Origin of the sequence: Arthrobacter sp. 2RAF22 (assembly GCF_052115325.1) — a bacterium.
Taxonomy (GTDB): Bacteria; Actinomycetota; Actinomycetes; order Actinomycetales; family Micrococcaceae; genus Arthrobacter.
In genome coordinates, this window is sequence record NZ_JBFRGL010000001.1 from 201,687 (window position 1) to 224,734 (window position 23,048).

Sequence of the window (23,048 nt, forward strand, 5' to 3'; positions counted from 1 at the left end):
GGACCCGCTCCGCGTCAGCGCCCGTAACGTAAGGCGAAACGGGCTTACCCCGCGCCTTCCGCCGCCCATGGTCGCCGGCGTCAACCCTCCCGGGGTCGGTTGGGCCTCAGAACGCCCCCGGTCCGGGCCTCCCCGCTGCCGGCGGAGGCCGGGACCGAATGGAGGCATCGAGTTAGAGGATCCGGGTGGGTTTCTCACAATTGGTATTCCCAGACGGTTTGCCCCCATGAGGGAAAAACAAACGTGCAGGTGCTGGGCGCCCCCTCAATCTCCTTTAGCCACTGGATCCCGACGCCCCGGCGGTACCTACCCGGCGTTCTGAGAGCTGGTCTCGTTCAAGCTGAGCGAAAGCGGAATGATAGTGACCATGGCTTGTGCCATCGCTCCCCCGATTTCACTGTCCGGGCCAGCGACAATGCCGTTCCGAAGCGACCGAAACTTGATCCCTCGGGATTTGAAGTCGTCCAGCAGATCGAGAAAGTGGCGGGTGTTGCGCCCCAGCCGGTCCAGCTTCCACGCCACAACCTCGTCACCTCGACCGAGACCAACTTCATGGACCGGCGCCCTGCCACCAAGTGCGCCCCCCTCTGAGAGCGGCGCCTTGAAGTCGCGGCAGTCCGGCGGACGACGGCGGGGCGCTCTGCCGCCGTCATATGGCGTCGCCGGGAAGCGTCCAATCGAAGCCACGCGGACGGAATCGCCCGTCGTCTGGACTGAAGGGAAGGATCCTGAAGCTTCCCACATCAGGATCCACCACCCCGTCCGTGATCCGCATCCCGGACCACACGCCCATCCTGCACAGCCCCGGATACTGGCGGGCGTGACTGACCTCATTGCGCGTAACGATGACCGTGTCCCCTATGCTCTGCGTGCCTTTCGCTTCCAGGTAGATCTGCTCAGCCCCCTTGACCGCTTCAGCGTCATAGGGACGATTATGCCGGGTATCTGTAACGGTCCAGCCACGGTCTCGGTAGTACCCCATCAAACGATCCTGGGCAGCATTCTCAACCGCCTTGCGGATGTCGGCGTCCAGTTGCAGCCCTTGCCCCCCGGCACCAGGTAGATCCCACCCCTCAAGTAGATCCGCGTCCACCGCGCCGTCAGTCTCAGGATCCGGACCATACCAAATTGAGTTCCTGTTGCCGGGCGGGTATTTAACCTGCGTTCCGATCAGGGCTTCGTGCATGGAATGTCCGGCTGTCATGACGCGGCCGATGAGAGCCTTCTTTGGCGCCCGTGTGTTACCGGCCAGGATCTCGTGATCCGGGTCCTTGAGTTCCGCGACAAGCACGACCCGGCCTTGGTAGTTGAGTGCTGCCCAACGCTCATCCGAGATACTCCTTGTGCTCAGGAACCAGTCCCCCCTATTGTTAGCCCAGAGCTGCTCGGGTGTGGCACCAGGGTCAGAGCCGTACCAATCACGCCCAAGCGGGTCATCGCTGTTGGCTGTCGTTCGGTCGCTGAGCCTGATGTTGATAACCATGAATCGAGTATCGCCGATCGATGTCAGCGAACCGCGCACGACGGCGAGCGATATCCTGCTGCCGTCCGCTCGCCTGACCCCGGCCGGAACCTCGTCAGGGGATCGTTTGTGATACCGAGGGTGTCAAGGATGTGGGGCAGTGCCTAACACTGCGGTGGCCCTCTGGGAAAAGGACGAGTATCCCCGAAATTGATCTGCATGTTTTCGTGGAACATCTTCATTCATTGGACATAGCTGTCGAACGAGAGCGCCCGCGCGAGTCGCCGCATCCCGAAGATGCCAGTCTTAAAATTCGTCTGCACCCGGCGACTACCGGCACCAGACGCCTGGACGCGTCGCGCCCGCCTACCGGTTCCTGCCGAAGATGCGTGCGATGACATCCTCGATGCGCTGTTGCTCGTCGGCGTTGACCTCGCAGAGGCCGGAGGAGACATGCTGCTGAGGGAGGACTGCGGGCATCTGCTGAGAGGGGGCTTGGGGCGGCTTCGTCGCTGCCTGCCGATGCTTCCTGAGCTGTGCTAGCCGGGCCGACTCGGACTTATCACCGATGTACTCGGCCAGACCGAGTGGCGGCGGAAGGGCGCCCGAGGCCGAGATGTCCCACTCCGACAGCGGGGCGGACGCGAAGTGGGTGGGAACACGCACCCGCTCCTCGGCCGTGGGATGACGGTATCCGCTGGAGTAGTTCGCGACAAGGATCCCTATCGACTCCCGTTCCATGTCGAGGACCACGCTCGTCAGGGGCAGATCGAGGACCAGATCGGGGACGTCCGGGGACCGCAGCCATACGTCGCGGACTCCCCCGCTCTCGTACCCTCTGTGGCGGCGGTCCCAGTCCTTCCATTCCATCGGCTTGCGCTCGACCTCGAATGCGAGCTGCTGGCCGCTGGCAAGAGTCGCCTTCACTTCGCTCCGCAGCCGGACACCAGTCACCCAGAACTCTTCCTCGACGGACCACGGGAGGACATGGTGCTGGTCTCTAGCCCAGTCCGTGATGAGGTGCTTACCTCTCAAGTGCTCAGCAGTCTCCCCGTGCCTGCCCAGCCCGTCGGGCACCTCCCCCCGGCTGGTGGCGGAAGTGAAGACGCCTCTTCTCCGCTTCGACGAGGATGACCGGCACATCGCGGCCGTCCTGCTTGCTGTCGATGCACACAATATCCTTGGAGCCGCTGTACCCATAGCGGTTGTAGTACGAGCTGTTCCCGCGGGTCATTGCCTCCGCGGCGACAACCTACCCGTCAGCGTTGTTGTATGCAATCAGGGGGTCCGAGGGTTCCCAGTTGCGCGAGTGCAGGGGACGTAATTCGACCATGATGGCAGTATGAGCCGACGGGCTGACATTTCTCGCGTGGTCGCATGATGAAGGGTGATGCTCCATTCGTCTTTTACCCTCGTTCCGGAATTTGCATGCCGACTGATTTAGACAAGGGCGACGTCTCAGTTCCTAGGTTCTATGGGGGTCCGATCGCCCGTAGTGGACTGTGGCACAAGCTTGATCGCTTGCTTGGTGGACGACGGGTTCTCTCCGTGTGTCGCAGCCTCCAGAGGCCGTCCTCGCCGCGCGCCTCAGCCGGCAGATCCTGGCTGTTGGCAAGCTCATAGAGATGACCAAGCACCCCTCTCGGAGCGTCGCCGTGATCCACCGCGAAGGACAGAAAGCCCGTCAAAGCCGCCGAACCGACCACCACCAGGACCGGAGGACCGAGCGTCAGTCGACCATCCCTCATTGCCGACCTGGCCAACGCTCATTCCTCCGACTCCACCGATGTGGCGGCGGCCGCCGTCGTCGCCCTCATTGTGGTTCTGGAACTCCTGCTGTTCGCTCCCTTGTATGTCGGCGGCACCCTGGCCTGGATGGACGTCTTCAGGAAGGCGGGATACCCGGGCTGGGCCGCTTTTGTGCCCTTCTACAACAGTTGGGTACTGGTGAAAATCGGTGGACGGCCGGAATCAAACTTCTGGCTCCAGTTCATCCCCTACGCGGGCCTCTACTGGGCCATCCTGTCGCTGAACAATGTGTCGAGGTCCTTCGGCAAGGACGCCGGCTACACGGTGGGGCTGTTCTTCCTGGCCTGGGTCTTTGCGTCCATGCTCTCCCACGGGCAGGCGCGGTATTGGGGCCCGAGCTACGTTGACCCGAGCTTCGCCTATCGGGGCTACCCGCAGCCTGGCGGCTACCCGCGACCAGGTACACCCGGCCGCCGCCCCGAAAGCGGGCCGGGAACGGAATAGCGGTGCCTTGCGCGGGGTTGTTGCGGGTATGACCAGCTACGTGGCAGCCACCGCCTTCGGTGGCCCTGAAGCATTGTCCGTTTTGAACGAGACCCTGGGCGAGCCGGGCCCCGGCGAGGTCCGCCTCCGGGTCCACGCCGTCGGGACCAACCCCGTGGACTTCAAGGTCTACAGCGGCGCCTACGGGCGCGACGACGCACGGCTGCCGCTGCGGATCGGCTCAGAGGCAGCGGGCACCGTCACCGCCGTCGGACCGGAGGCGGTCGGACCGGCCGGGCCCATCTCCGTGGGGGACGAGGTCATCGTGTTCCGCGCGCCGGGGGCCTACGCCGAGGACCTTCTTGTTCCCGCCGGGGCCGTGCTGCCCAAACCCGCCACCTTGGACTGGAACCAGGCCGCGGGCCTGATGCTCACCGGCGTCACTGCCACCCACGCACTTTCGGCCACGGCGGTGGGCGCCGGAGACACCGTGCTCATCCACGGCGGCGCCGGCGGGGTTGGCATCATGGCCATCCAACTGGCGGCCGGCCGGGGTGCAACGGTGGTTGCTACGGCAAGTCCGGCGAACCACGCATTGCTAGCGGAGCTGGGGGCCATTCCGGTGGCCTACGGGCCCGGGCTGGCGGACCGCGTGCGGGCGGCGGCGCCCGGCGGCGTCGACGCCGCCCTGGACCTGGTGGGCACGGACGAGGCCCTGGACGTGTCGCTGGAACTGGTGGCGGACCGGGACAGGATTGCCACCATTGCCGGGTTCAGCCGCGGATTTGGGGCGGGCATCAAGGTGCTTGGCGGTGCGCCCGGCGCGGACAACGGCGCCGCCATCCGCGACGCCGCCCGGCTGGAGCTGGTCCGGCTGACGGAGGCCGGAGCGCTCACCGTCCACGTGCAGCAGACCTTCCCGCTCACGGAGGCCGCGGCGGCGCACCGGCTGCTAATGGACGGCCACGGGGCGGGCAAGGTCATCCTGGTGCCGTAGCCACCGGCCCGCTCCGCCGCCGTCGGGCTTTGGTGCAGGCGTGGGGCTCCGGCCTAGGCTTGGCTTAACCGGCCACACCCCGGCGGGTGTAATCACTAGGCCCACACCTGTGGCCCACGCTAGAGTGGCGCCCGACGACGCCTGACCTGCACAAACGAGGTCGGTTCCTTGCCGGAGTCCCGTCGGACCCCGAGAGAACCTAGGAACTGAGACGTCATCCTTGCGTAATCGAGCCGGTACTTCGGCCCATTGAAGGAGTGGGTCTGGTGCCCCGTCGTCGGGCGCTCTTACGCGGTCAACGAACCCCGCTCCGCCCGCTATCCGTAGCTGACGGTCAGTCAGCTGGCTCCTTCTGTCTGATGAAATATAGGGTTGGCACAGTGTGGAAGTCGCAAAGGTCTGTCCCGGCCTGTCTGACCTGTGTCGTACTCTGCTCCTAGGGTTTGAATTCTTGGACAGGAGATCCATCTAATGCCAGTTGCGGAAACTAATGCCCGACGTTTGCGGTTGATCCTTGAGCTGTTGGCCGCCCAGCCGAATGGTCTTTACCGAACGACCGGCCCCGATGGAATCTTGTCCCAGGTATTCGAGCTGCTGCCGCCTGACGGCCCGGAGAGCGAAACGGGGGCCGACGGCAAGTCGCGTGCGGAAACATATCTGGGGTGGTCAACCGTGGACCTGGTGAAAGCCGGGTGGCTGAAGAAGGACGGAACCGGCTTGTGGGGCATCACCGAAGAAGGACGTCAGGCACTCAGGGACTTCCCGGATGCAGGGGACTTCGCGTCTGAAGCCCGTAACCGATATAACGCCTGGAGTGCCCTGGGCGCGGAGCAAAAGAAGGAGCAGCTCCAAAACACCATAGTGCCGGTCGACAAGGCTGAGGAAACCATCCGGGACGCGGCCTTGCCGTTCGTTCAGCGCGGACTCCAGGAAGGCGGCTCCGTCTTCTCCGAGGGCAGGAGTGTGTGGGAACGCGGACCCGTCGACGAACTACGGGCCGTGTTCATAGATGCTCCTGATCCGGACGCGGGCAACTTTGTTGGGAAGCTCAAGCTCCAGCTTGCCAAGGTGTCGGACGACGCGCGCCTGCTCATGGCTGAACTGGTGTGTTGGCAGCTACTTCCGATCAGCCCGAACCGGATCGGAGAGCGGGCCAAAAAGGAACGGATACAAACACTGCTTGGGTACATGGACCACCCCGTGCAGATCCCCGCGGAGATTGCCAAGGCTTTCAAGTTCGGCTCCTTCGACCCGGGGCAGGCCATGAACAACAAACTCTACGAAGCGCTCGTGCTGATCATTGAACTTCTCGATTCGTGGTTGAAGAAGTCCGAAGCCGAGAAGGAAGCCCTGCTCGCGGACCCGTGGGTGTGGCGGCAGTTCGTCAATGACCTGCCTGGGCATGGTTTCCGCACGCAGCGGAACGCCTTGGTGTATCTGGTCCACCCGAAATACATCACGTCGATCGTGTCCGACGATCATAAGATACGGATCCGCGACGCCTTTGTTGGCGAAATCGGCGAGGCCAGCGAGGACATCGACCGCGATCTGCTGGAGATCGTGCGCAAACTCCAGCAGAAGACCGCTCAACCCGTGGACTTCTACGCCGACCCCTTTCGAAAGGAGTGGGGCCACCCTGCTGCTCCCGAAGAAGGATTAGAAGCCCCCGTTCCTCCGGCCGAGGACAACCCTTTGACGCACACGACAGGCGTCCGCCGGGGGTTCGCCCCTGCCGACGAAGCCCTTTCGCAGGCTTTGTTTGTGGATCAGACGTGGCTTCAGAAGCAGCTGAACCTGCTTGAACGCCGTGGACAGATCATCCTCTACGGGCCGCCGGGGACCGGGAAGACGTATCTGGCCATGCATTTGGCCGAACACGTTGCCGGCGACGCCAAGTACACCGCGATCGTTCAGTTCCATCCCAGCTACTCCTATGAAGACTTCTTCCAGGGATACCGGCCCGACACCACGGACATCGGCTCGCTCACCTACAGGCTTCAGGACGGTCCGCTGCGACGAATCGTGGAGCAGGCAGCATCCAACCCTGAGTTCAACTACGTGCTGGTCATCGATGAGATTAACCGGGGCAATCTCGCCAAAATTTTCGGTGAGCTCTACTTCCTGCTCGAGTACCGGGACACCCCGATCAAACTGCAGTACAGCAAGAGTGATGACGATTCCTTCACTCTGCCCTCCAATCTGTTCTTCATCGGCACTATGAACACCAGCGACCGTTCCATTGCCCTGCTCGATGCAGCGATGCGCCGTCGTTTCTCGTTCGTGGAACTACATCCGCAGAAGGAGCCGACGAAGTCCGTTCTCCGCCGATGGCTGGTCCGCCACGGTCTCGACCCTGCACCCGCATCCCTTCTCGAGGCAGTGAACGAACGGATCGGTGACGGCGACTTCCAAATCGGCCCCAGCTTCCTCATGCCCAGAAACCCGGAGTTCCTTCCGGATCAGCTGGAAGAGATCTGGGAACACGAGATCCTGCCGCTGCTGGCCGAACATCACTACGGCGAGGGCCTGAACATCGAACAGGTTTACGGCATTGACGCCCTCCAGGCCGGGCCTCGGCCACGCGAACTCCCTGACCCGGGGGTGGAGGAAGCCGCCGAAGCAGAATGAAGCGCCTTGAGCTCACCGAGGGGGCAGCACCCGAACGGGTCCAGCTCCCGACGGATATCGTCGCTGCCCTCTGCCGCCTCGACGCTGCCACGGCCGTTCCAGCCGGCACCGGGGAATGGATTATCTCAAATATCCGAAAAGTAGGCGTCATCCGTCTCGGGGACTGCCAGATCGAAATCAAGCCGAAAATACCCGTTTCCCGCCTCTTCTTCATGATGAGCTATTCCACGGACCGCGCGATCTGGAAAGAGCAGGACATCGTTATCGACCGGGATGAGGACCTACTTAACACCATTAGCGACGCCTTCATCCGTCAATCAGCCCGAGCGACAGAGCAAGGGCTGCTGCAGGGCTATGAAACCTTCGAGGACTCACAGCAGATCTTCCGCGGACGCCTGAATGTTTCCGCCCAGATAGGCCGCCGGGCCGGACTCCCGCTCCCCGCACAAGTGATATTCGACGAATACACCACGGACATCGCCGAAAACAGGCTGCTGCTCACCGCGGCGCAACGGCTCCTGCGCCTCCCTTCACTCTCCCGCAGCCACCGCACTAGCCTCCGGAAACTGGCCCAGCGACTCGATGGTGTAAGCGAGATCAGACCCAGAACCCCGCTGCCCCCAATACAATTCACCCGCTTGAACACCCGCTACCGACCGGCCATAGTCCTGGCAACACTTATCCTTCAAAACGCGTCTCTGGAACAACGTCACGGAGAAATCACCGCCACAGCCTTCCTGTTCGACGTGTGGCGGATCTTCGAAGACTTCCTCACCACCGCCCTCGGAGAACACCTCCGCAGCATCGGCGGCACCATCGAGCCACAGGCCAAAGGCCAATCGCTAGACACAGCCGGAAGCATATCTCTTATCCCGGACATGCTGTGGAAGGACACCCGCGGAGTAAGGGCGGTTATCGACGCGAAATATAAAGCCCCTAAAAACGCTTCATATCCCAACGCTGACATCTATCAGATGCTGGCCTACTGCACCCGGTTCGCCCTTCCGTCCGGGCACCTCATTTACGCCAAGGGCGAGGAGGAGCCCCGAGTACACGAAATCATCGGCCGTGACACCAGCATTTATTGCCACGCGATCGACCTCGATCAAATCCCGGGCGCGCTACTCCACCAAGTACGCCGCCTAGCTTTCAAAATTCACAGATCAACACGGGCCGTTCCGTGACCCAAGACGCCCCCACGGAAGAGCCACGCACCAAATGAGACCGTCCAGAAGCTATCCAGAACGCTGACGCGGCCCGTGCAGACGACTTCTGAAAATGACAAGAACGGGATGGTCCCACGTATTCTGGATGTCCCAAAAGCTATTCCAAAAGTCATCTCTTGGGCCCACGTACTCGGTGTCCCGGTCGCGGAACGGCAATAGAGCGCTGCACCTTCGGTAATCCCCGTGTGATGTGGCAGCCAACTGTCCTCGCCATTGAATTCCCGGAGATCGAACGGCTCGGACCACGATCCGCGACCGAAGATTTTTTCCACAGAATAATCCGCTGGCGATGGGCCTCGACGCGCTGTCGGTGACGATCGAATCCGAGTCGCACGTTGGTTCACCGCTTGCGGGTACTTAGAAGGTGCTGGCATAGGACTAATTGTTCCGGGCAAGCAAGGTCTCCCCATAACGCGGTGCGGTTCGGCACCTCACGTCAAACTCCGATTGAATGATCCTCAAATCATGGGAAACTGGCAAAACAGGTCACAAACAGCCCTCCAGATCATCCACAAATTCGGCTAAACGGGCGCAAGACTAAAGTCTGGCTACCTGGGGGAGAGAGATTCGGTAAACCCTGCGGTCGTCCGGGGTTGGCTGCCTAAAAAACCGGTGACCTTCGTGACTCTGTTTCGGGAATGCCCCTTGGTGTTTCATGGGGCGTCGTCCTTTGCATCGAGTCCGAATGCGTTGGTCAGGAGTCGTGCTAGCTCGGTCTCGGCTCCGTCTAGTCGCTCGTCGCTTGCCAGTGCCGCAATGACGGTTACCGCAGTGAGCATCATGGCGTGCGCTTGCCCTGGCTCCGTGGGTTGCAGTGCTGCCAGCGCCTCTGTGTCGGCTGAGCACAACGCACGCGCGAGAGCGATCACTCTGCAGTAGTCATCAGTCGGGAGAGCAACAGGCCCGGCCCTGCCGGGTTCGTCCCCCGGGTGTGCTGGTGTGGTGGTCATGATGAAAATTCCTTTCCTTGGATCACACCGTTTCTGGAACCCGCGAAATACTCGCGTGATGCTCGCAGTTGAGACAGATCGCTGAACCCTTGTTGACCTGCCCCTGATTCAGCCGACCATCACAGCCAGGATTCGAGCAGGCGGCACCGACGACCAGCAGCCCCCACGCCGCTTCAACGTCGGGATTCGTGTTCACAGAACGAACTGCTTCAATTTCAGTTTTCGGAGCTTCTTCTCTTTTCTGTCCTGAGCCTGTCTCTGTCCTGCTGTCAGCAGTTTTGTCAGCATGACGGTCAGCAATAGTCGCTGTGTCAGGCATGTCAGCAGTTTTGTCAGCTCTATTGGCAAGGTCGCAGTTGCTCGGAAGACACAGGGCGTGGTCATTCGCTTCATGGGCGCGTTGCCGGCGCTTTGCAAGCTTGTTGCTCTCCGTGCGGTTCCGCACCCAGGGTGGCGGGGCGTGCTCCTCTTCCATCCGACGGACCACGTAGCCACCCTGGTCATCGGTCAACAGGCCCACTTCTAGAAGCTGCTTGACTGCTGCTAGAGGGTCTGCCACGTCGGAGCAACGACGGGCATCCACAGCCCGTATGAAGCCGTCGAAACGCTTTGTGCGCGAGCAGAACTGAACCATGCAAAGGTAATGCCACCGCGTTTCAATGGGCAGGCCTGCGAGGATCTGCTGGTCAGTCCAACCGTCATCCAGCCGCGTCCAGGTCATGGCGTCACCTGCTCACGCGCGGCCTTCCTGGCACGACGTCGGCACACACGGCCCCGGCCAGTGTGAATGCTCTCGGCGCCCCAAATGACCTGTCCGCAATCGTGGCAGCGGCCAGCGACCACCGAGCCAACGGATGCAGCCCAGATTTTGACGTCACTAAGCACCGCGGCAGTCGGCAGGCTAGCAGCGTGTCGCATGGGGTTCAGTGGCCCGTTCGCGGCATTATGGGAAATGTGGTTTCCCCCAAGACCACCCATAGGCCCGCCCGGCTCGACTGGGCGGGCTTTTTTCGCGCTCATGCCGTTGCCCTGGGGACTGGGAGAAGCAACCTGGCAATACGAGCAGCCTGATCCGGGGTCAACGGGGGAGCTTCGGCTACCACCTTCGCGACATACGCCTCAAGATTGGCGGCGGCGAGCTCGCGTCGCGCGGCGACGAACTCGGAGTCATGGATGGGGCGTGAGCGGGCGAGGGATGCAACCTTGGCTCGTGCGCTAGCGACTTGCTTTGGAATGTTCTGCGTGGCCACTTCGGACCTCCGGGGCAGGAAAGTATCTCCTGCCTGGTGAGGGCGAGGCGGTCCGCTGGGGTCGGGCAACCCAACAAGTCCAGCAAGGTACTACATGATCTAGATTATCGAAATATCGAGCGTCTTCCGAAGCGGCGCGCCGTCTTTCCCGAACATGGCCGCCAACCGGTCGGTCCTAAGATCCCGTTCCTCTTTGCAGTAGCAACGAACCTCAATGGCGGTGTGATCGTCAGCCTCGTAGAACGTCTTCCCGTGGTTGCCGGTCACAGTGATCTGCCGATAAGCAACGCGTGGCCCTCGCCCATCCTTCTCAGCGAAGCCGATCACGACGCCAACGTCAGTCATGTAGAGACCGCCGAGTATCTCCCTGGTATGCGAGCCGCGACGGCTGCACACAAGGATCAGAGGCAGGTTGCCAGCCTCGTCACTCATGCCAGTTCCTTCCAGTCGAAACTGATCTGCTCCGGGGAGAATGGGACGCCAGGCCCCGCCGGGAGGATCGTCACCGATACCAAGGTCCGGATAATCTCCCGCTTTCGGTCCAACGACACGGCCGCCCACCTCGCCGCAGCATCCGGCCCGGTCATACTGTCAAGAACCCGGACCGGCTGCGACGCTTTGACCTCGCGCTCAGCAGCGTCCAGTTGCGTCTTTAGCTGCTCGTTCATCCTTGCGAACTGCCTTGGCGTGGTAATCCCCGCAGCGGACATGTCGGCAGCTGCGTCCATCCGTGCCAACACGGCATCCCGGGCGGCGAGCGCAGCCCGGAGCATGTCGGGTTTAGGTGCGGTCGCTGCTAGCACGTCTGGACGGGAGAGCCGCCCAATCATGACTGCATTTACGACTTCATGCACGGGGTCCATCTGGCGGGTCAACCGCATGCAACCGGGGCACACATAGGACGGCTTCCGTCTTGTGCTTATGCTCGGCCTCATGGCCGTCCCGCACCGCCCACACAAGGCAATACCCGAAAGCAGGTGCTTAGGCTCAAGGCCACGGGAATGGCGACGCCCGGGAGCGGCGAGGATTGCGGCAGCCTGATCCCAAGTGTCCTGGCTGACAATCGGCTCCCATTGTCCCTTGCTCACGATCTGCCCGGCATGTGTCCTGTGCCCCGCGTAGCGCTGGCGGCGCAACATATTGCCCACCACGTTGCCCCTGAACTCGTTGCCCCGGCCCGTTTTGAAACCCCTGTCATTCAGGTATTTCGCAAGGCCTCGCAGTGACTCCCCGGCGATCACCATCCGGTAGAGCTCCCGGACCGCATCGGCCTCGGCCGGCTCGATGACGTCACGGTATCCGTTGTCTCGGCCTTGATCGTCTTTGGTGCGCTCACGCCTGTACCCGAACGGAGTAACACCGTGAGCTTGCCCATCTTTCGCGCTTTCCTGAAATTTTCGCTTTAGACGGCGTGACATTTGCTCGACCTCATGGCGGGCCACACTGCCCTTGATACGCGCTGTGAGCCGCCCCTGGGGCGTTGCCAAGTCCACATCGCCACCAACGGACGCCAACGCCGCGTGGCGCCTGTCAGCTAGGTCAATGAATCGCTCAAGCTCCGCGGGGGTGCGAGTGAGCCTGTCCACGTCATAGACCACCAGGGCGTCGATGGTCCGCGCTTCAATGGCCGCCAACAGCCGCTCATACTCCGGGCGTGGCTTGGACTTGGTTGCGGAAACATCATTGTCTGTGAAGACTTGGGCAACAGGCCAGCCGCGCCGCTCGGCCTCCCGCGTGCAATCCTCTATCTGCCGCGCCACTCCAAGTGCCGAACCGTCGTCAGACGAGATCCGCGCATAGATCCCGCAGGCTGTCACTGCTGTGCTCATGGAAACATCATACTGGGGAAAGATACGTAAATGGAGTCTTGACCGGCGCGTTCAGCCAGACCTCTTCGATGGTGGGATCATCCAGAAGTGGCTGGATAGGCCCGAAGCCGGCAACGGCGTCGAACACGTACTTGCGCGCAGTGTCCAAGCGTCCCAAGGGAGGCAAGGGGCCCAGAAGAGCCCGCTCATCGTAATCATTCACGGCGGCCTCGACGAGCCGGTGAATTTCGACTGCTTGACTCGAAGGATCCAGTCCACGCCGACGAATCAGCTCCCGCACTTCATCCTCGACGATGCGCAATGCTTCCATGTTCCCCCCAATGCAGCATGCGCCCAGGCGCTGCGGAAACCTTCAACCAAGTTAAGGCTAGGGGAGGTTGCGACTCCCTGCCAAGTAGATTTGGGCGGTTGTGGATAACCACGAACAGCACGGCGATTGACAAGGAAGTCCTCGGATTCAACTGAACCTGCCGCGGCTGGATTTTGCGTGGACTATCCGCGGCACGGCATGCACGAAACCGGGATGGATTTGAGGCACTACTCGAGTGTTGACGGTGACTAAATACGAGTGTTGACACCCTGATTGGCCGCTCGTAGCGTCAAGTAATCAGGCGCGCGCCATTGGCCAAAAGGCCAAGCGCCTTTTGCTGTTAAGCCATCGACGCGCAACCGGGTTAATAATAAATGAATGCCCACAATGAGTACTGGCGACCCCGAATTGTGCTGAGGGTAAAACTGCACAGAAGGTCGCACCGGTCAGGTTGCAGGCGCGACGAACGGACTTGAGATGCAAGACGGGTGCATGGTGGCCTCCCGCATTGGGCGGAGGCCCTCCTTTGAAGCTCAAAAAAACCACCGAAAAGCGTTTGCCATGGCCGCAGCCGCGCTCCTTTTGGCGACGCTCTTCAATGCGGCGCTTTTGACCCGGCCGGCCCAGGCCGCGGGTCCTCTTGTCGTCACGTTGACATTTGACGACGCCAACGCTGATCAGGTGGCTGCGGCGAACTATTTGAATTCCAAAGGAATGTTTGGGACGTTCTTCCTTCCCTCCGGTTACCTCAACGCGACCGATCCTAATGGTGGCCCGCCTCCCTACATGACGACCGCCCAGGCACTCGCACTTCAATCGGCAGGCAACGAAATTGCCGGGCACACGGTCACGCACCCCGACCTTGCCCAGATGGACGCGAACGAGGTGGCACGCCAGATATGCAATGACCGCGTCAACCTGACCACTATGGGCTTCCGGGTCACGAATTTCGCCTACCCGTTCGCCTCCGCCACTCCCGCCGTCGAGCAACAAGTCGCCAACTGCGGCTACAACAGCGCACGTGGCCTGGGCGATCTGAAAAGCAAAGCCGCCCCAACGCTGACCGAAGTTGCTGAACCGCTGCCCGTTCCTACCGCGGACCTCTTTTTCACCAAGGCGCCCGATGAGGTAGACAACACGTGGGCAGTTGCCGACATGCAGGCCGTCGTGACCCAGGCGGAGGCCGGCGGCGGATGGGTTCAATTGACTTTCCACCACTTCGACTCGGCTACAGACCCTCTAACTGTCACGACCACCAACTTCCAGGCGTACGTGAATTGGCTGGTGACGGAGCAAACGGCCGGCAGGATCGTCGTCAAGACGGTGCGCCAGGTGATGGCCGCCCAATTCCCGGATCCCGCAAATCCGGCGCTCGACCTGGATAAGCCACTCGTCAATGGGCCGGCCGCCCCGCCACCCATCACGGTGGGAAACCTGATCCAGAACCCGAGTTTGGAAACAGCAGGCCCGGTGGCCACCGGACTCCCCTATTGCTGGGCAATCGGAGCATATGGCACCAACACCCACACCTTCACCAGCGTGTCCCCGGGCCACACGGGGTCCGTTGCAGAACAGATGGTCATTTCCGGCTACGTTGACGGCGATGCCAAGCTACTGCCGACTTTGGACCTGGGCCAATGTGCGCCGAGCGCTACGCCCGGCCATATCTATCAAATGTCCGCTTGGTACACGGCGACGGCTCCGACGCAATTCGAGCTCTACTACCGAACGGGCCTTGGCACGTGGAATTACTGGACCGCAAGTCCGAACTTTGCCGCGGCAACAGCGTGGACCCAGGCCACCTGGACCTCCCCACCGGTTCCGGCAGGTGCGAGCGCAATCAGCATGGGCTTGAACCTGCTGAGCAATGGAACCCTGATAACTGATGACTACGCGTTGTACGACTCGGTTGCCGTGGCCAGCGTGTTCAAATCGATGACACCAAGCAGGCTGCTCGACACCCGTAACAGCACCCCGGTGGCGCCAGGGGGCACGGTGTCCTTCCAAGTCGGCGGCGTCAATGGCATCCCGGCGAATGTCTCGGCAGTGACCTTCAACCTCACGGTGGCCAATCCGACGTCGTTCGGCTTCGTCACGGCCTACCCATCGGGAACCGCACGGCCGAACGCCTCCAACCTGAACTACGCCACGGGACAGATCGTCCCCAACTTGGTCACGGTCCCGGTGGGTTCGGACGGGAAGGTCACCCTGTACAACCAGTCCTCGGGAACCGCGCAACTGATCGCTGACGTCTCCGGGTACTACGTCCCGGCTGCCACATCGGCTCCTGGTGAGTTCCAAGCGCTGGCGCCAAGCCGGTTCCTGGACACCCGCAACAGCACCCCGGTGGCACCGAACGGAACGGTGTCCTTCCAAGTCGGCGGGGTCAGCGGCATCCCGGCAACAGTCTCGGCCGTCACTTTCAACCTCACGGTGGCCAATCCGACGTCGTTCGGCTTCGTCACGGCGTACGCGTCCGGAACCGCCCGGCCGAACGCTTCCAACCTGAACTACGCCACGGGACAGATCGTCCCCAATAGTGTCACCGTTCCAGTGGGCGCGGACGGAAAAGTCACGCTCTACAACCAGTCCTCGGGAACCACGCAACTCATCGCGGACGTTTCCGGTTACTACCTGGCCGGCACCGCAACGGCGTCGGGAACCTTCCAACCCATCGCGCCAAACAGGTTCCTCGATACGCGGAACAGCACTCCGGTGGCACCGAACGGCACGGTGTCCTTCCAGGTCGGCGGGATCAGCGGCATCCCGGCAACAGTCTCGGCCGTCACTTTCAACCTCACGGTGGCCAATCCGACGTCGTTCGGCTTCGTCACGGCGTACGCGTCCGGAACCGCCCGGCCGAATACCTCCAATTTGAACTACGCCACTAACCAAATTGTCCCCAACTTGGTCACGGTCCCCGTGGGTGCCGACGGAAAGGTCACGCTCTACAGCCAATCCTCGGGTACGGCGCAGCTCATCGCGGACGTCTCCGGGTATTTCCTGCCATGAACTACTGAATACACAACACCCAAGTAAAAAAACACCGCCGCTCCGGCCTGCACTGCGCAGGCCGGAGCGGCGGTGTTTGGCTGTTGGCGGCCGTGCAGACAGTATCCGAACTGCATTGAACCACTCACTCAAATCCCATTGGCCACATTAGCACCACCTTGCACATCAGTGTTATGGTTGCCTTCGAATTAGAAGTGCCAACAGCCATTTACCGTCGCGGGTTTGAAACGGCGGAATGAATCAAGTGCCGCCCCATCGGGAGCCGGCAATCTCGTGTGGAGCCAAGAGATGAAGACCATTCAATTTAAAGCCCCTGTCTCCACTTCCCGGGTGCGCCGCGTTCAAGACCTTGCGCTAACAGCGATGTGCGGCGCGGCGGTCTTGCTTCTCTCTGCAACGACGGCCGTTGCAGCACCGGCTCCTTCACCGACGCCCTCCCCGGCGAGCTCCCCGACGTCGTCTCCCGCTAACTCCCCACAAACGACGGCGACCCAGTTGCCGAGCGCAAGCTCAACGCCTTCACCGACGCAGCCGGCAGCAAAAAGCCAGACAGCAACGCCGTCACCAACCGCGACGACCCAAAGCAGCACAGATCGCCAAGCCGCAATGCGCGCAGCTGCCGGACCAGGGGGCGCGCAGATGGGCCAACGCTCCCCACGAGTCCAGGGCGCGGTAACCGCCCAGGGCAGCTGGACACCCACCTTCGGCATCCAGGGTCTCGATGTCAGCTACTACCAGGCCGGCGTCGATTGGCAGCAGCAGTGGAACATGGGGGCGCGATTCGCCTACGTCAAGGCCAGTGAGGGAAACTACTACACCAGCCCCTCGTACAGTTCGCAGTACCAAGGCTCGCGGGCAGTCGGAATGATCCGCGGCGCCTACCACTTCGCGATTCCCAACTGGTCCTCAGGCGCCGATCAAGCCAACTACTTCGTGCAAAACGGTGGCGGATGGAGCTCGGACGGCGCAACGTTGCCGCCCGTCCTGGACATTGAGTTCAATCCGTATGCAGGGCAGACCATCAACGGCGTCTACATGGGCAACACCTGCTACGACATGTCGCCCGCCCAGCTCACGTCGTGGGTACAGAATTTCGGCAACACCATGCGTTCGCTGACGGGACGGCTCCCGATGATCTACACCAACACGAGTTGGTGGAAACAGTGCACCGGAGATCCTGCCGGATTCGGGGACTACCCCCTCTGGGTCGCCTCGTATCCAGGCGGGCCGTCGAACGACGCTGGAATTCTTCCTTCCAGTTGGGCCAACTACAGCATGTGGCAGTACAGCAGTACGGGTCCCTTCAGCGGCGACTCGGACGTCTGGAACGGGGACTACGCTTCCCTCCAAAGGTTTGCCGGCAATCCAGCCAGGGGTTCGTTCGATTCACTGTCGCTCGTCCGGGACACCACCTCGGCATACCTGAGGGTCACGGGCTGGTCTGTAGACCTTTCCAGACCTTGGGTATCGACTCCCGTCAATATTTCAGTTACCGATCCGGTCAACGTGACCACCGGGTACTCGTTCCTGGCGAACGCATATCGCCCGGACGTTGATCAAGCCTTCGGTTACGGCCCTGCACACGGCTTTGACAACAACATCCAGATCACCGCATCCGGCACGTACAAGGTTTGCGCCACCGCCGTCAGCGTCAACGGCACTGTAGACCTTGGCTGCAAGAGTTTTCAGGCAAACGGTGTTGAACCTCCCATCGGATCGTTCGACACGCTCGGACAGGTTCGTGCTCCCGACGACGTTTCCCTTCGCCTGACGGGCTGGGCCATTGACCGTGCCAACCCGCAAACGGCCTCGTTCGCCGACGCCTACGTCACTGACCCCAGCGGACAGACCACGGGCTACCGCATCACGGCCAACACTTCCAGGCCGGATGTGGGAAGCGCTACCGGCTACGGTTCGAACCATGGTTTCGACAAGTCGATCAGCCTGAGCAAAGCCGGTACATATCACGTGTGTACCTATGCCATCGGGCAGTACTACAACACCGCGCTTGGCTGCAAAGACATCACTGTCGGATCCAACCCGCCGCCGAAGGGATATTACGACTCCATTCGAATCTCGCAGGCGCCCGGCGCGGCCAACCTCGTTGCGACGGGCTGGGCATTCGACCCCACCAACACCGCGGCCAGCATTCCTGTCCATGTCTACGTCCAGGCACCGGATGGAAGCAACGTCGGCACGGCATTCACGGCAAATCAATCCCGTCCCGATCTGAACAACGCCTTCGGCATTACCGGTAATCACGGCTTCAGCGCCTCATTGCCAACCAAGGGCACCGGCACCTACACTGCCTGTGCCTATGCCATCCCGGTTGCCCCGCTCGCTTCGGGGAACACGGCGCTTGGATGCATGTCCATTCAGGTAAGCAATACGCCGGTCCCGGCCGGCTACCTCGACTCCGTCGGAGTTGCATCGGTGTCAGGACAAGCCAATATCAGGGCGACGGGTTGGACATACGACCCGGCGGTTCCGGGCTCGTCCAATCCAGTGCATGTCTACATTACGTATCCGGACGGGAGCCGTCAGGGGTATGCCTTCGCGGCGAACGTTTCGAGGGCTGATGTGAACAACGTTTTCGGCATTACCGGAAATCACGGCTACTCGACGCTGGTCCCCGTCACTCAACGGGGCAGATATACGGTTTGTACTTATGGGATCGGGATAGCGCAGTACAGCTCAGGCAACGCGCTTGCAGGCTGTCAATCCCTGAATTACTAAGTCTCCTGCACGGAGCGGGACCTGTGTACCGCGCCTCAACCAGCGGGCGTCGAGCCGAAACGGGCTACGACGCTCAGGTTGAACGGTTAGGGTTATCAAGACGCAAGTCTCAGCTATACCCGTAATCGAAAGGACCCCCGGTGCATCATCGGTCGATTCACCGAGCGGCAGGATGCCTCCTGCTTGTCGGTATCAGCTTGGCCGCCTGTGCCAGTCCCCCAGCCAAACAGCAAAACATCCGCGGCGCGCTCACTGCGATTGGAAGTCCCATTCAGAGCGATCCGATCGGAGCATGGTCCAGCGCTTGGAAAAAGACCTTCACGGCCACGTCATTGAGCTATTCTCCGGACGGCTCTGACGTTGGGCTGACAGCCTTGGCCACGGGCCAGGCCTATTATGCAGCCCTCGACGCCCCCTTGACCGCTCAGCAACAAGACGCAACCAAGGCGGAATGCGGTCCGAACGGGGCGTTCAGCGTTCCGACCTCGGTGACCTCTATCGGCGTCGTCTTTAATATGCCAAGCATCCGGAGCCTCAAGCTCACGCCTGACCTGCTCGCCAGGATCTTCACCGGAGATATCAATCGCTGGGATGACAAGGCAATCGCAGCGATCAATCCGGGAACCACGCTCCCGGACGCGCCGATCGTCCCGGTGACCGCGAGCACAGCTTCAGCGCTGACCTCGGCCAGCACGGGCTATCTGGCGGCCTCCCCCAGTTGGTCGTCCGGGGTAAGCAACAAGTGGGCCAAGATACCCGGCGGCCAAGAGGTCAAGAACTTCAGCGACATCGCCAAGAAAGTCGACGGCACCGCCGGCGCAATAGCCTTCATGGACTCGGCGTCCATCGGGTCCCGGTTTGACACGGCGTTGCTCTCGTTTGGCGGCAGCTTCGTCAGAATGTCCAAGGACTCGGTGGCTGCGGCCGTCCAGGACGGCACCACCAGAACGGTGGCCACGGGAGTCGAGTTTCGCCTTCCGGACAAGACCGACCACGGCTACGCATTGGGGAACGTGAACTACCAGGCATTTTGTACCAGCTATAAGAACGGGGAGGTTGCGTCCCTCGTGAAATCCTGGGCAGACTTCGTGGTCGGCCCCGACGGTCAGGTCGCTTCGACCTATTTCGCCGGGGTGGCCTCCCCGAGTGAAGAGTCCTTGCGGGATGCGTCACGCCTGATTGAGAAGATCGGGAGCGACCAATGATCGACCAACCAGCTGCCCAAGGCCCCGCTCGTCCCGACGTTCGGCAGGAGTCGCTCCCCCGGGCAGGCGGATTGCGGTCCCGGACTCGCAACGTGTCCCCCGCCACCAAGGCCGGATTCGGTTTCTTCATCCGCGTTTTTGCCTTGCTCTCAGCCCTGATCACGCTCTGGATCCTGGCCACGCCGCTGATGGCGTATCCCGACGAACCCGCCCACACCATCAAGGCAGCAGCCGTGGCGAGGGGGCAGTTCTTCCCGGGTCCCGGCGAGTCCTATGGCAACGGGATCCACGTACAGGTCCCCTCCTACATCGCCAACGTCGATTCCCAGCGGTGTTTTGCCTTCCTCAAGGAGATGCCCGCGGGCTGTGCGCCTGCCATTCCCGTTGGCGACACCTACACCACCATCGGCGTGACCTCGGCCGGCTTGTACAACCCCTTCTACTACTGGTTCGTCGGGCTCCCTAGCCTGTTCATGTCCGGAGCCCCCGCGATCTTTGCCATGCGGATTGTCAGTGGACTCATGTCGGCCGCCTTCTATGCGGCCGGGTTCACCGCGCTGTCGAGGCTGCGGCATCCCAAGTGGCCCATGGTTGCGGCCGCGGTTGCGACAACGCCCATGGTTTTCTTCCTGGCCACGGGAATCAATCCGAACTCCTTGGAGGTCGCGGCGTCGATGGCAGCCTTCTGCGGTTTGGTCTCCGTGCTTGAGAACTCAAGGCAGCTTCACCTGGCCCGCCCGGGAATCCTGGCAGTCGGAGTATCGGCAGCGACCTTGGCCAACACCAGGAACGTGTCCTTGTTGTGGCTCCTTTGCGGGGCGATTGTGGCCTGCCTCTTCTTCCGGGGCGCCGACATCGTTGCAATCTTCCGCAATCGGCTATTGCTCATAGTTGCCGGATTGTCCGCCATCGGGGTGGCACTGGGTGTCATCTGGAACTTCATCATGTTGACCGCGCCTCCGTCGGCAGGCGAGGCGCCCGCCGGAATCTCCAATGCGGTTGAAGGCCTTCGGCCCTCCAACGCCTTCGCCACCATGCTGGACAGGTCGTTCGACTTCGTCAATCAGTACATCGGAGTCGCAGGCTGGCTTGATGCTCCGGTGCCGCAAGCCGTCCTGATGTTCTGGAACATGCTGCTCATTGCCCTGTTGCTGCTGGTCTTCCTGATGCGTCCGGCTAGATTGCAGCTGGGCTTCTGGGCCGCGATCGGAATGCTTGCGGTAGTTCCCGCCCTGGTCCAGGCCGCGCTTGTCACGAGCAGCGGATTCATCTGGCAAGGAAGGTACAGCCTCCCGTTGTTCGCGATCGCGGTCATCTCGGCCGGGTTGGCGCTTCGGTTCCGCAAGTTCCACGCAAATCTCATCAGCCGCAGGGTCGCCAAGATTCTTCTCTGGGCAACCTGCGCTGCCCATGTCTACGGCTTCGTGTACATCCTGCGACGGTACGTAGTGGGAATACCGGACTTCGCGAACTGGCTGGTCATGTTCACCAAGCCGGATTGGCAGCCGCCCCTTTCCTGGGAAGTCCTCACCCTGCTCTTCGCCGTTGCATTGGTCGTTGCGGCAGCCCAGCTGTACCGTTTCCTCTACCCCGGCCTGCCGTTCTTCCCGGTCCCGGTGATCCGGGCGCTGCGTTGGGCGGCGCGCCGTCCGGCGACTGCCGCCGTCGGGAACCAAGCAAGCAAGGAACCCGCGGAACGCCAGCGCGTCGAGTAAAGATCGCAAAACCCAATGCAAAAGGTCTGGCCAGGCACTGCCTGGCCAGACCTTTTGCATTGACGCAGTCGTTCTCCGGAGTGTTAGCCCCGAAGGTAGGCCGTCAGTCTCTCGGCACTGTTCGCCGGAACAAACCCTGCGCCCTTGATCTTGCTCAAGTCGAGGATGCTCTTCAGCGGCCGCGGGGCTGCGGATTTGCCCGCAAAATATTCTTCGGTGCTCACGCCGGTGACGTCGTCTCCCGAGGCACCGCGGAGCTCGTAGACGTCTCCTGCGATGTCCGCCCACGACTGCGGTTCACCGTCGTTGCTGAGGTTGTACGCGCCGTACGGCGCGCGGGACTCCAACAGGTGCCTGATTCCAGCAGCGATGTCTTCCGTGAAGCTGAGCCGCCCGATCTGGTCGTTGACGACACTCGGCTTGATCCCGCGATCGGCGAGCGAGGCCATGGTCCGGACGAAGTTGCTGCCTTCGCCGATCACCCAACTGGTGCGCACGATGTAGTGGCGCGGAACCACGCTGACGACGGCGTCCCCGGCGGCTTTGGTTTGACCGTACACGCCAAGCGGGGTGTACGGCTCGTTTTCGTCGTGCGATTCCCGCGACCCGTCGAAGACATAGTCCGAGGAGACATGAACGAGCGTGAGATCGTGTTCGATCGCGGTCCTGGCGAGGCGCGCGACGGCCGAGACGTTGACCTGCCAGGCGGCTTCCCTGCCCTCGGGACTCTCGGCGGCGTCAACCGCGGTGTAGGCGGCCGCATTGATGATCGCGGAGTAGTTCTTCCAGTTCCGTCCATCGAACGACTCTTCCTTTGATAGGTCGAAGTCGGCTCGTGCCGCGAACTCAACCGAAGGGTCGCCGTCGTACAGTCCACGCAATGCCTTGCCAAGCTGGCCGTCTGCACCCACCACAAGGATCTTCCGGGACGGCATCGGCTCGACCTCGGCGAGGCGCGGATGCGCTTTGTCCTTGTCGGACAGCTCAGCCTGGTCCAACGGCACGGGCCAGTCGATGGCAGCGGTCTCGTCGGCGAGGTTGAGGAATGTGTACTGGCTCTGTGCGTCCGCAGACCAGTGATCGTTGACGAGGTACGTGTAGGCCGTATTGTCCTCGAGGGTCTGGAATGCGTTGCCCACCCCACGCGGAATGAAGATGGCCTGGCTCGGATCAAGCTCCGCGGTGAAGACCGCGCCGAAAGAAGGACCTTCACGCAGGTCGACCCACGCACCGAATATCCGGCCCGTCGCTACCGAAATGAACTTATCCCAGGGCTCGGCGTGAATGCCGCGCGTTGTGCCGGCCTTCTCGTTGAACGAGATGTTGTTCTGGACAGGACGGAAGTCCGGCAGCCCAAGCGCGACCATTTTCTCCCGCTGCCAGTTCTCCTTGAACCAGCCGCGGTTGTCGCCGTGAACCGGCAGCTCATAGAGAACGACGCCGGGAATCGGCGTTTCGCGGGCCGCAAGCGGCTTCGAAAACTCGATCGTCATTGG

The 23,048-nt window shown here is 61.8% G+C and carries 17 protein-coding genes and 1 pseudogene; 8 read left to right on the forward strand and 10 right to left on the reverse strand.

What is annotated here, in order from left to right; genetic code table 11:
- Positions 1–306 precede the first annotated feature (306 nt).
- From AB4068_RS00900 to AB4068_RS00910, 3 genes are all read right to left on the reverse strand, one after another.
- A complete protein-coding gene (locus tag AB4068_RS00900) occupies positions 307–522 on the reverse strand; it encodes a recombinase family protein (RefSeq protein WP_441432464.1) in 216 nt (71 codons plus the stop codon).
- 127 nt (positions 523–649) lie between these two features.
- Positions 650–1,483, reverse strand: a complete 834-nt coding sequence (locus AB4068_RS00905) for a DUF3883 domain-containing protein (protein ID WP_441432465.1) — start codon at positions 1,481–1,483, stop codon at positions 650–652.
- 345 nt (positions 1,484–1,828) lie between these two features.
- Positions 1,829–2,662: a competence protein CoiA family protein gene (locus AB4068_RS00910; RefSeq protein ID WP_441432466.1), complete on the reverse strand. Its 834-nt coding sequence runs from the start codon at positions 2,660–2,662 to the stop codon at positions 1,829–1,831.
- A gap of 588 nt (positions 2,663–3,250) precedes the next feature.
- Here AB4068_RS00910 and AB4068_RS00915 point away from each other — a divergent pair.
- The 4 genes from AB4068_RS00915 to AB4068_RS00930 all read left to right on the forward strand — a co-directional run bounded on the left by AB4068_RS00915 (position 3,251) and on the right by AB4068_RS00930 (position 8,503).
- The gene (locus tag AB4068_RS00915) at positions 3,251–3,715 is read left to right on the forward strand and encodes a DUF5684 domain-containing protein (protein ID WP_441432467.1); all 465 of its coding nucleotides are present in this window, start codon (positions 3,251–3,253) and stop codon (positions 3,713–3,715) included.
- 28 nt (positions 3,716–3,743) lie between these two features.
- Positions 3,744–4,691 carry a quinone oxidoreductase family protein gene (locus tag AB4068_RS00920; RefSeq protein WP_441432468.1) on the forward strand — a complete coding sequence of 316 codons (948 nt, stop codon included), beginning with the start codon at positions 3,744–3,746 and terminating at the stop codon, positions 4,689–4,691.
- A gap of 573 nt (positions 4,692–5,264) precedes the next feature.
- On the forward strand, positions 5,265–7,319 hold the full coding sequence (locus AB4068_RS00925; RefSeq protein WP_441432469.1) for an AAA family ATPase: 2,055 nt from the start codon (positions 5,265–5,267) through the stop codon (positions 7,317–7,319).
- The gene (locus tag AB4068_RS00930) at positions 7,316–8,503 is read left to right on the forward strand and encodes an McrC family protein (protein ID WP_441432470.1); all 1,188 of its coding nucleotides are present in this window, start codon (positions 7,316–7,318) and stop codon (positions 8,501–8,503) included. The genes AB4068_RS00925 and AB4068_RS00930 overlap by 4 nt, the downstream gene beginning before the upstream one ends.
- Positions 8,504–9,198: 695 nt before the next feature.
- Here AB4068_RS00930 and AB4068_RS00935 read toward each other — a convergent pair.
- The 5 genes and pseudogenes from AB4068_RS00935 to AB4068_RS00955 form a co-directional block, all read right to left on the reverse strand.
- Entirely contained in the window at positions 9,199–9,495 is a 297-nt protein-coding gene (locus tag AB4068_RS00935; RefSeq protein ID WP_441432471.1) for a hypothetical protein, read from the reverse strand.
- A 22-nt stretch (positions 9,496–9,517) separates the two neighbouring features.
- Positions 9,518–10,216 carry a hypothetical protein gene (locus AB4068_RS00940; protein ID WP_441432472.1) on the reverse strand — a complete coding sequence of 233 codons (699 nt, stop codon included), beginning with the start codon at positions 10,214–10,216 and terminating at the stop codon, positions 9,518–9,520.
- 628 nt (positions 10,217–10,844) lie between these two features.
- Entirely contained in the window at positions 10,845–11,177 is a 333-nt protein-coding gene (locus AB4068_RS00945) for a hypothetical protein (protein ID WP_441432473.1), read from the reverse strand.
- Positions 11,174–12,574 carry a recombinase family protein gene (locus tag AB4068_RS00950; protein WP_441432474.1) on the reverse strand — a complete coding sequence of 467 codons (1,401 nt, stop codon included), beginning with the start codon at positions 12,572–12,574 and terminating at the stop codon, positions 11,174–11,176. The genes AB4068_RS00945 and AB4068_RS00950 overlap by 4 nt, the downstream gene beginning before the upstream one ends.
- Positions 12,575–12,617: 43 nt before the next feature.
- Positions 12,618–12,884: pseudogene (locus AB4068_RS00955) on the reverse strand (CpaF family protein); the annotation flags it as partial.
- Between the two features lie 561 nt (positions 12,885–13,445).
- Here AB4068_RS00955 and AB4068_RS00960 point away from each other — a divergent pair.
- Complete coding sequence (locus tag AB4068_RS00960) at positions 13,446–15,896, forward strand: polysaccharide deacetylase family protein (RefSeq protein ID WP_441432475.1); 2,451 nt, start codon at positions 13,446–13,448, stop codon at positions 15,894–15,896.
- A gap of 341 nt (positions 15,897–16,237) precedes the next feature.
- On the opposite strand, the gene AB4068_RS00965 is transcribed toward AB4068_RS00960, so the two are convergent.
- Positions 16,238–16,486, reverse strand: coding sequence for a hypothetical protein (locus AB4068_RS00965; protein ID WP_284988458.1), 249 nt, complete (start codon positions 16,484–16,486; stop codon positions 16,238–16,240).
- A 49-nt stretch (positions 16,487–16,535) separates the two neighbouring features.
- On the opposite strand from AB4068_RS00965, the gene AB4068_RS00970 reads away from it, so the two are divergent.
- The 3 genes from AB4068_RS00970 to AB4068_RS00980 all read left to right on the forward strand — a co-directional run bounded on the left by AB4068_RS00970 (position 16,536) and on the right by AB4068_RS00980 (position 21,552).
- Complete coding sequence (locus AB4068_RS00970) at positions 16,536–18,632, forward strand: lysozyme (protein WP_441432476.1); 2,097 nt, start codon at positions 16,536–16,538, stop codon at positions 18,630–18,632.
- Positions 18,633–18,772: 140 nt separating this feature from the next.
- A complete protein-coding gene (locus AB4068_RS00975) occupies positions 18,773–19,837 on the forward strand; it encodes a substrate-binding domain-containing protein (protein ID WP_084784325.1) in 1,065 nt (354 codons plus the stop codon).
- 92 nt (positions 19,838–19,929) lie between these two features.
- Positions 19,930–21,552 (forward strand): DUF2142 domain-containing protein, encoded by a 1,623-nt coding sequence (locus tag AB4068_RS00980; RefSeq protein ID WP_307053574.1) that lies wholly within the window; start codon positions 19,930–19,932, stop codon positions 21,550–21,552.
- A gap of 83 nt (positions 21,553–21,635) precedes the next feature.
- Here the strand turns inward: AB4068_RS00980 and AB4068_RS00985 are convergent, their stop codons facing one another.
- A complete protein-coding gene (locus AB4068_RS00985) occupies positions 21,636–23,045 on the reverse strand; it encodes a bifunctional dTDP-4-dehydrorhamnose 3,5-epimerase family protein/NAD(P)-dependent oxidoreductase (protein WP_306961020.1) in 1,410 nt (469 codons plus the stop codon).
- Positions 23,046–23,048 lie beyond the last annotated feature (3 nt).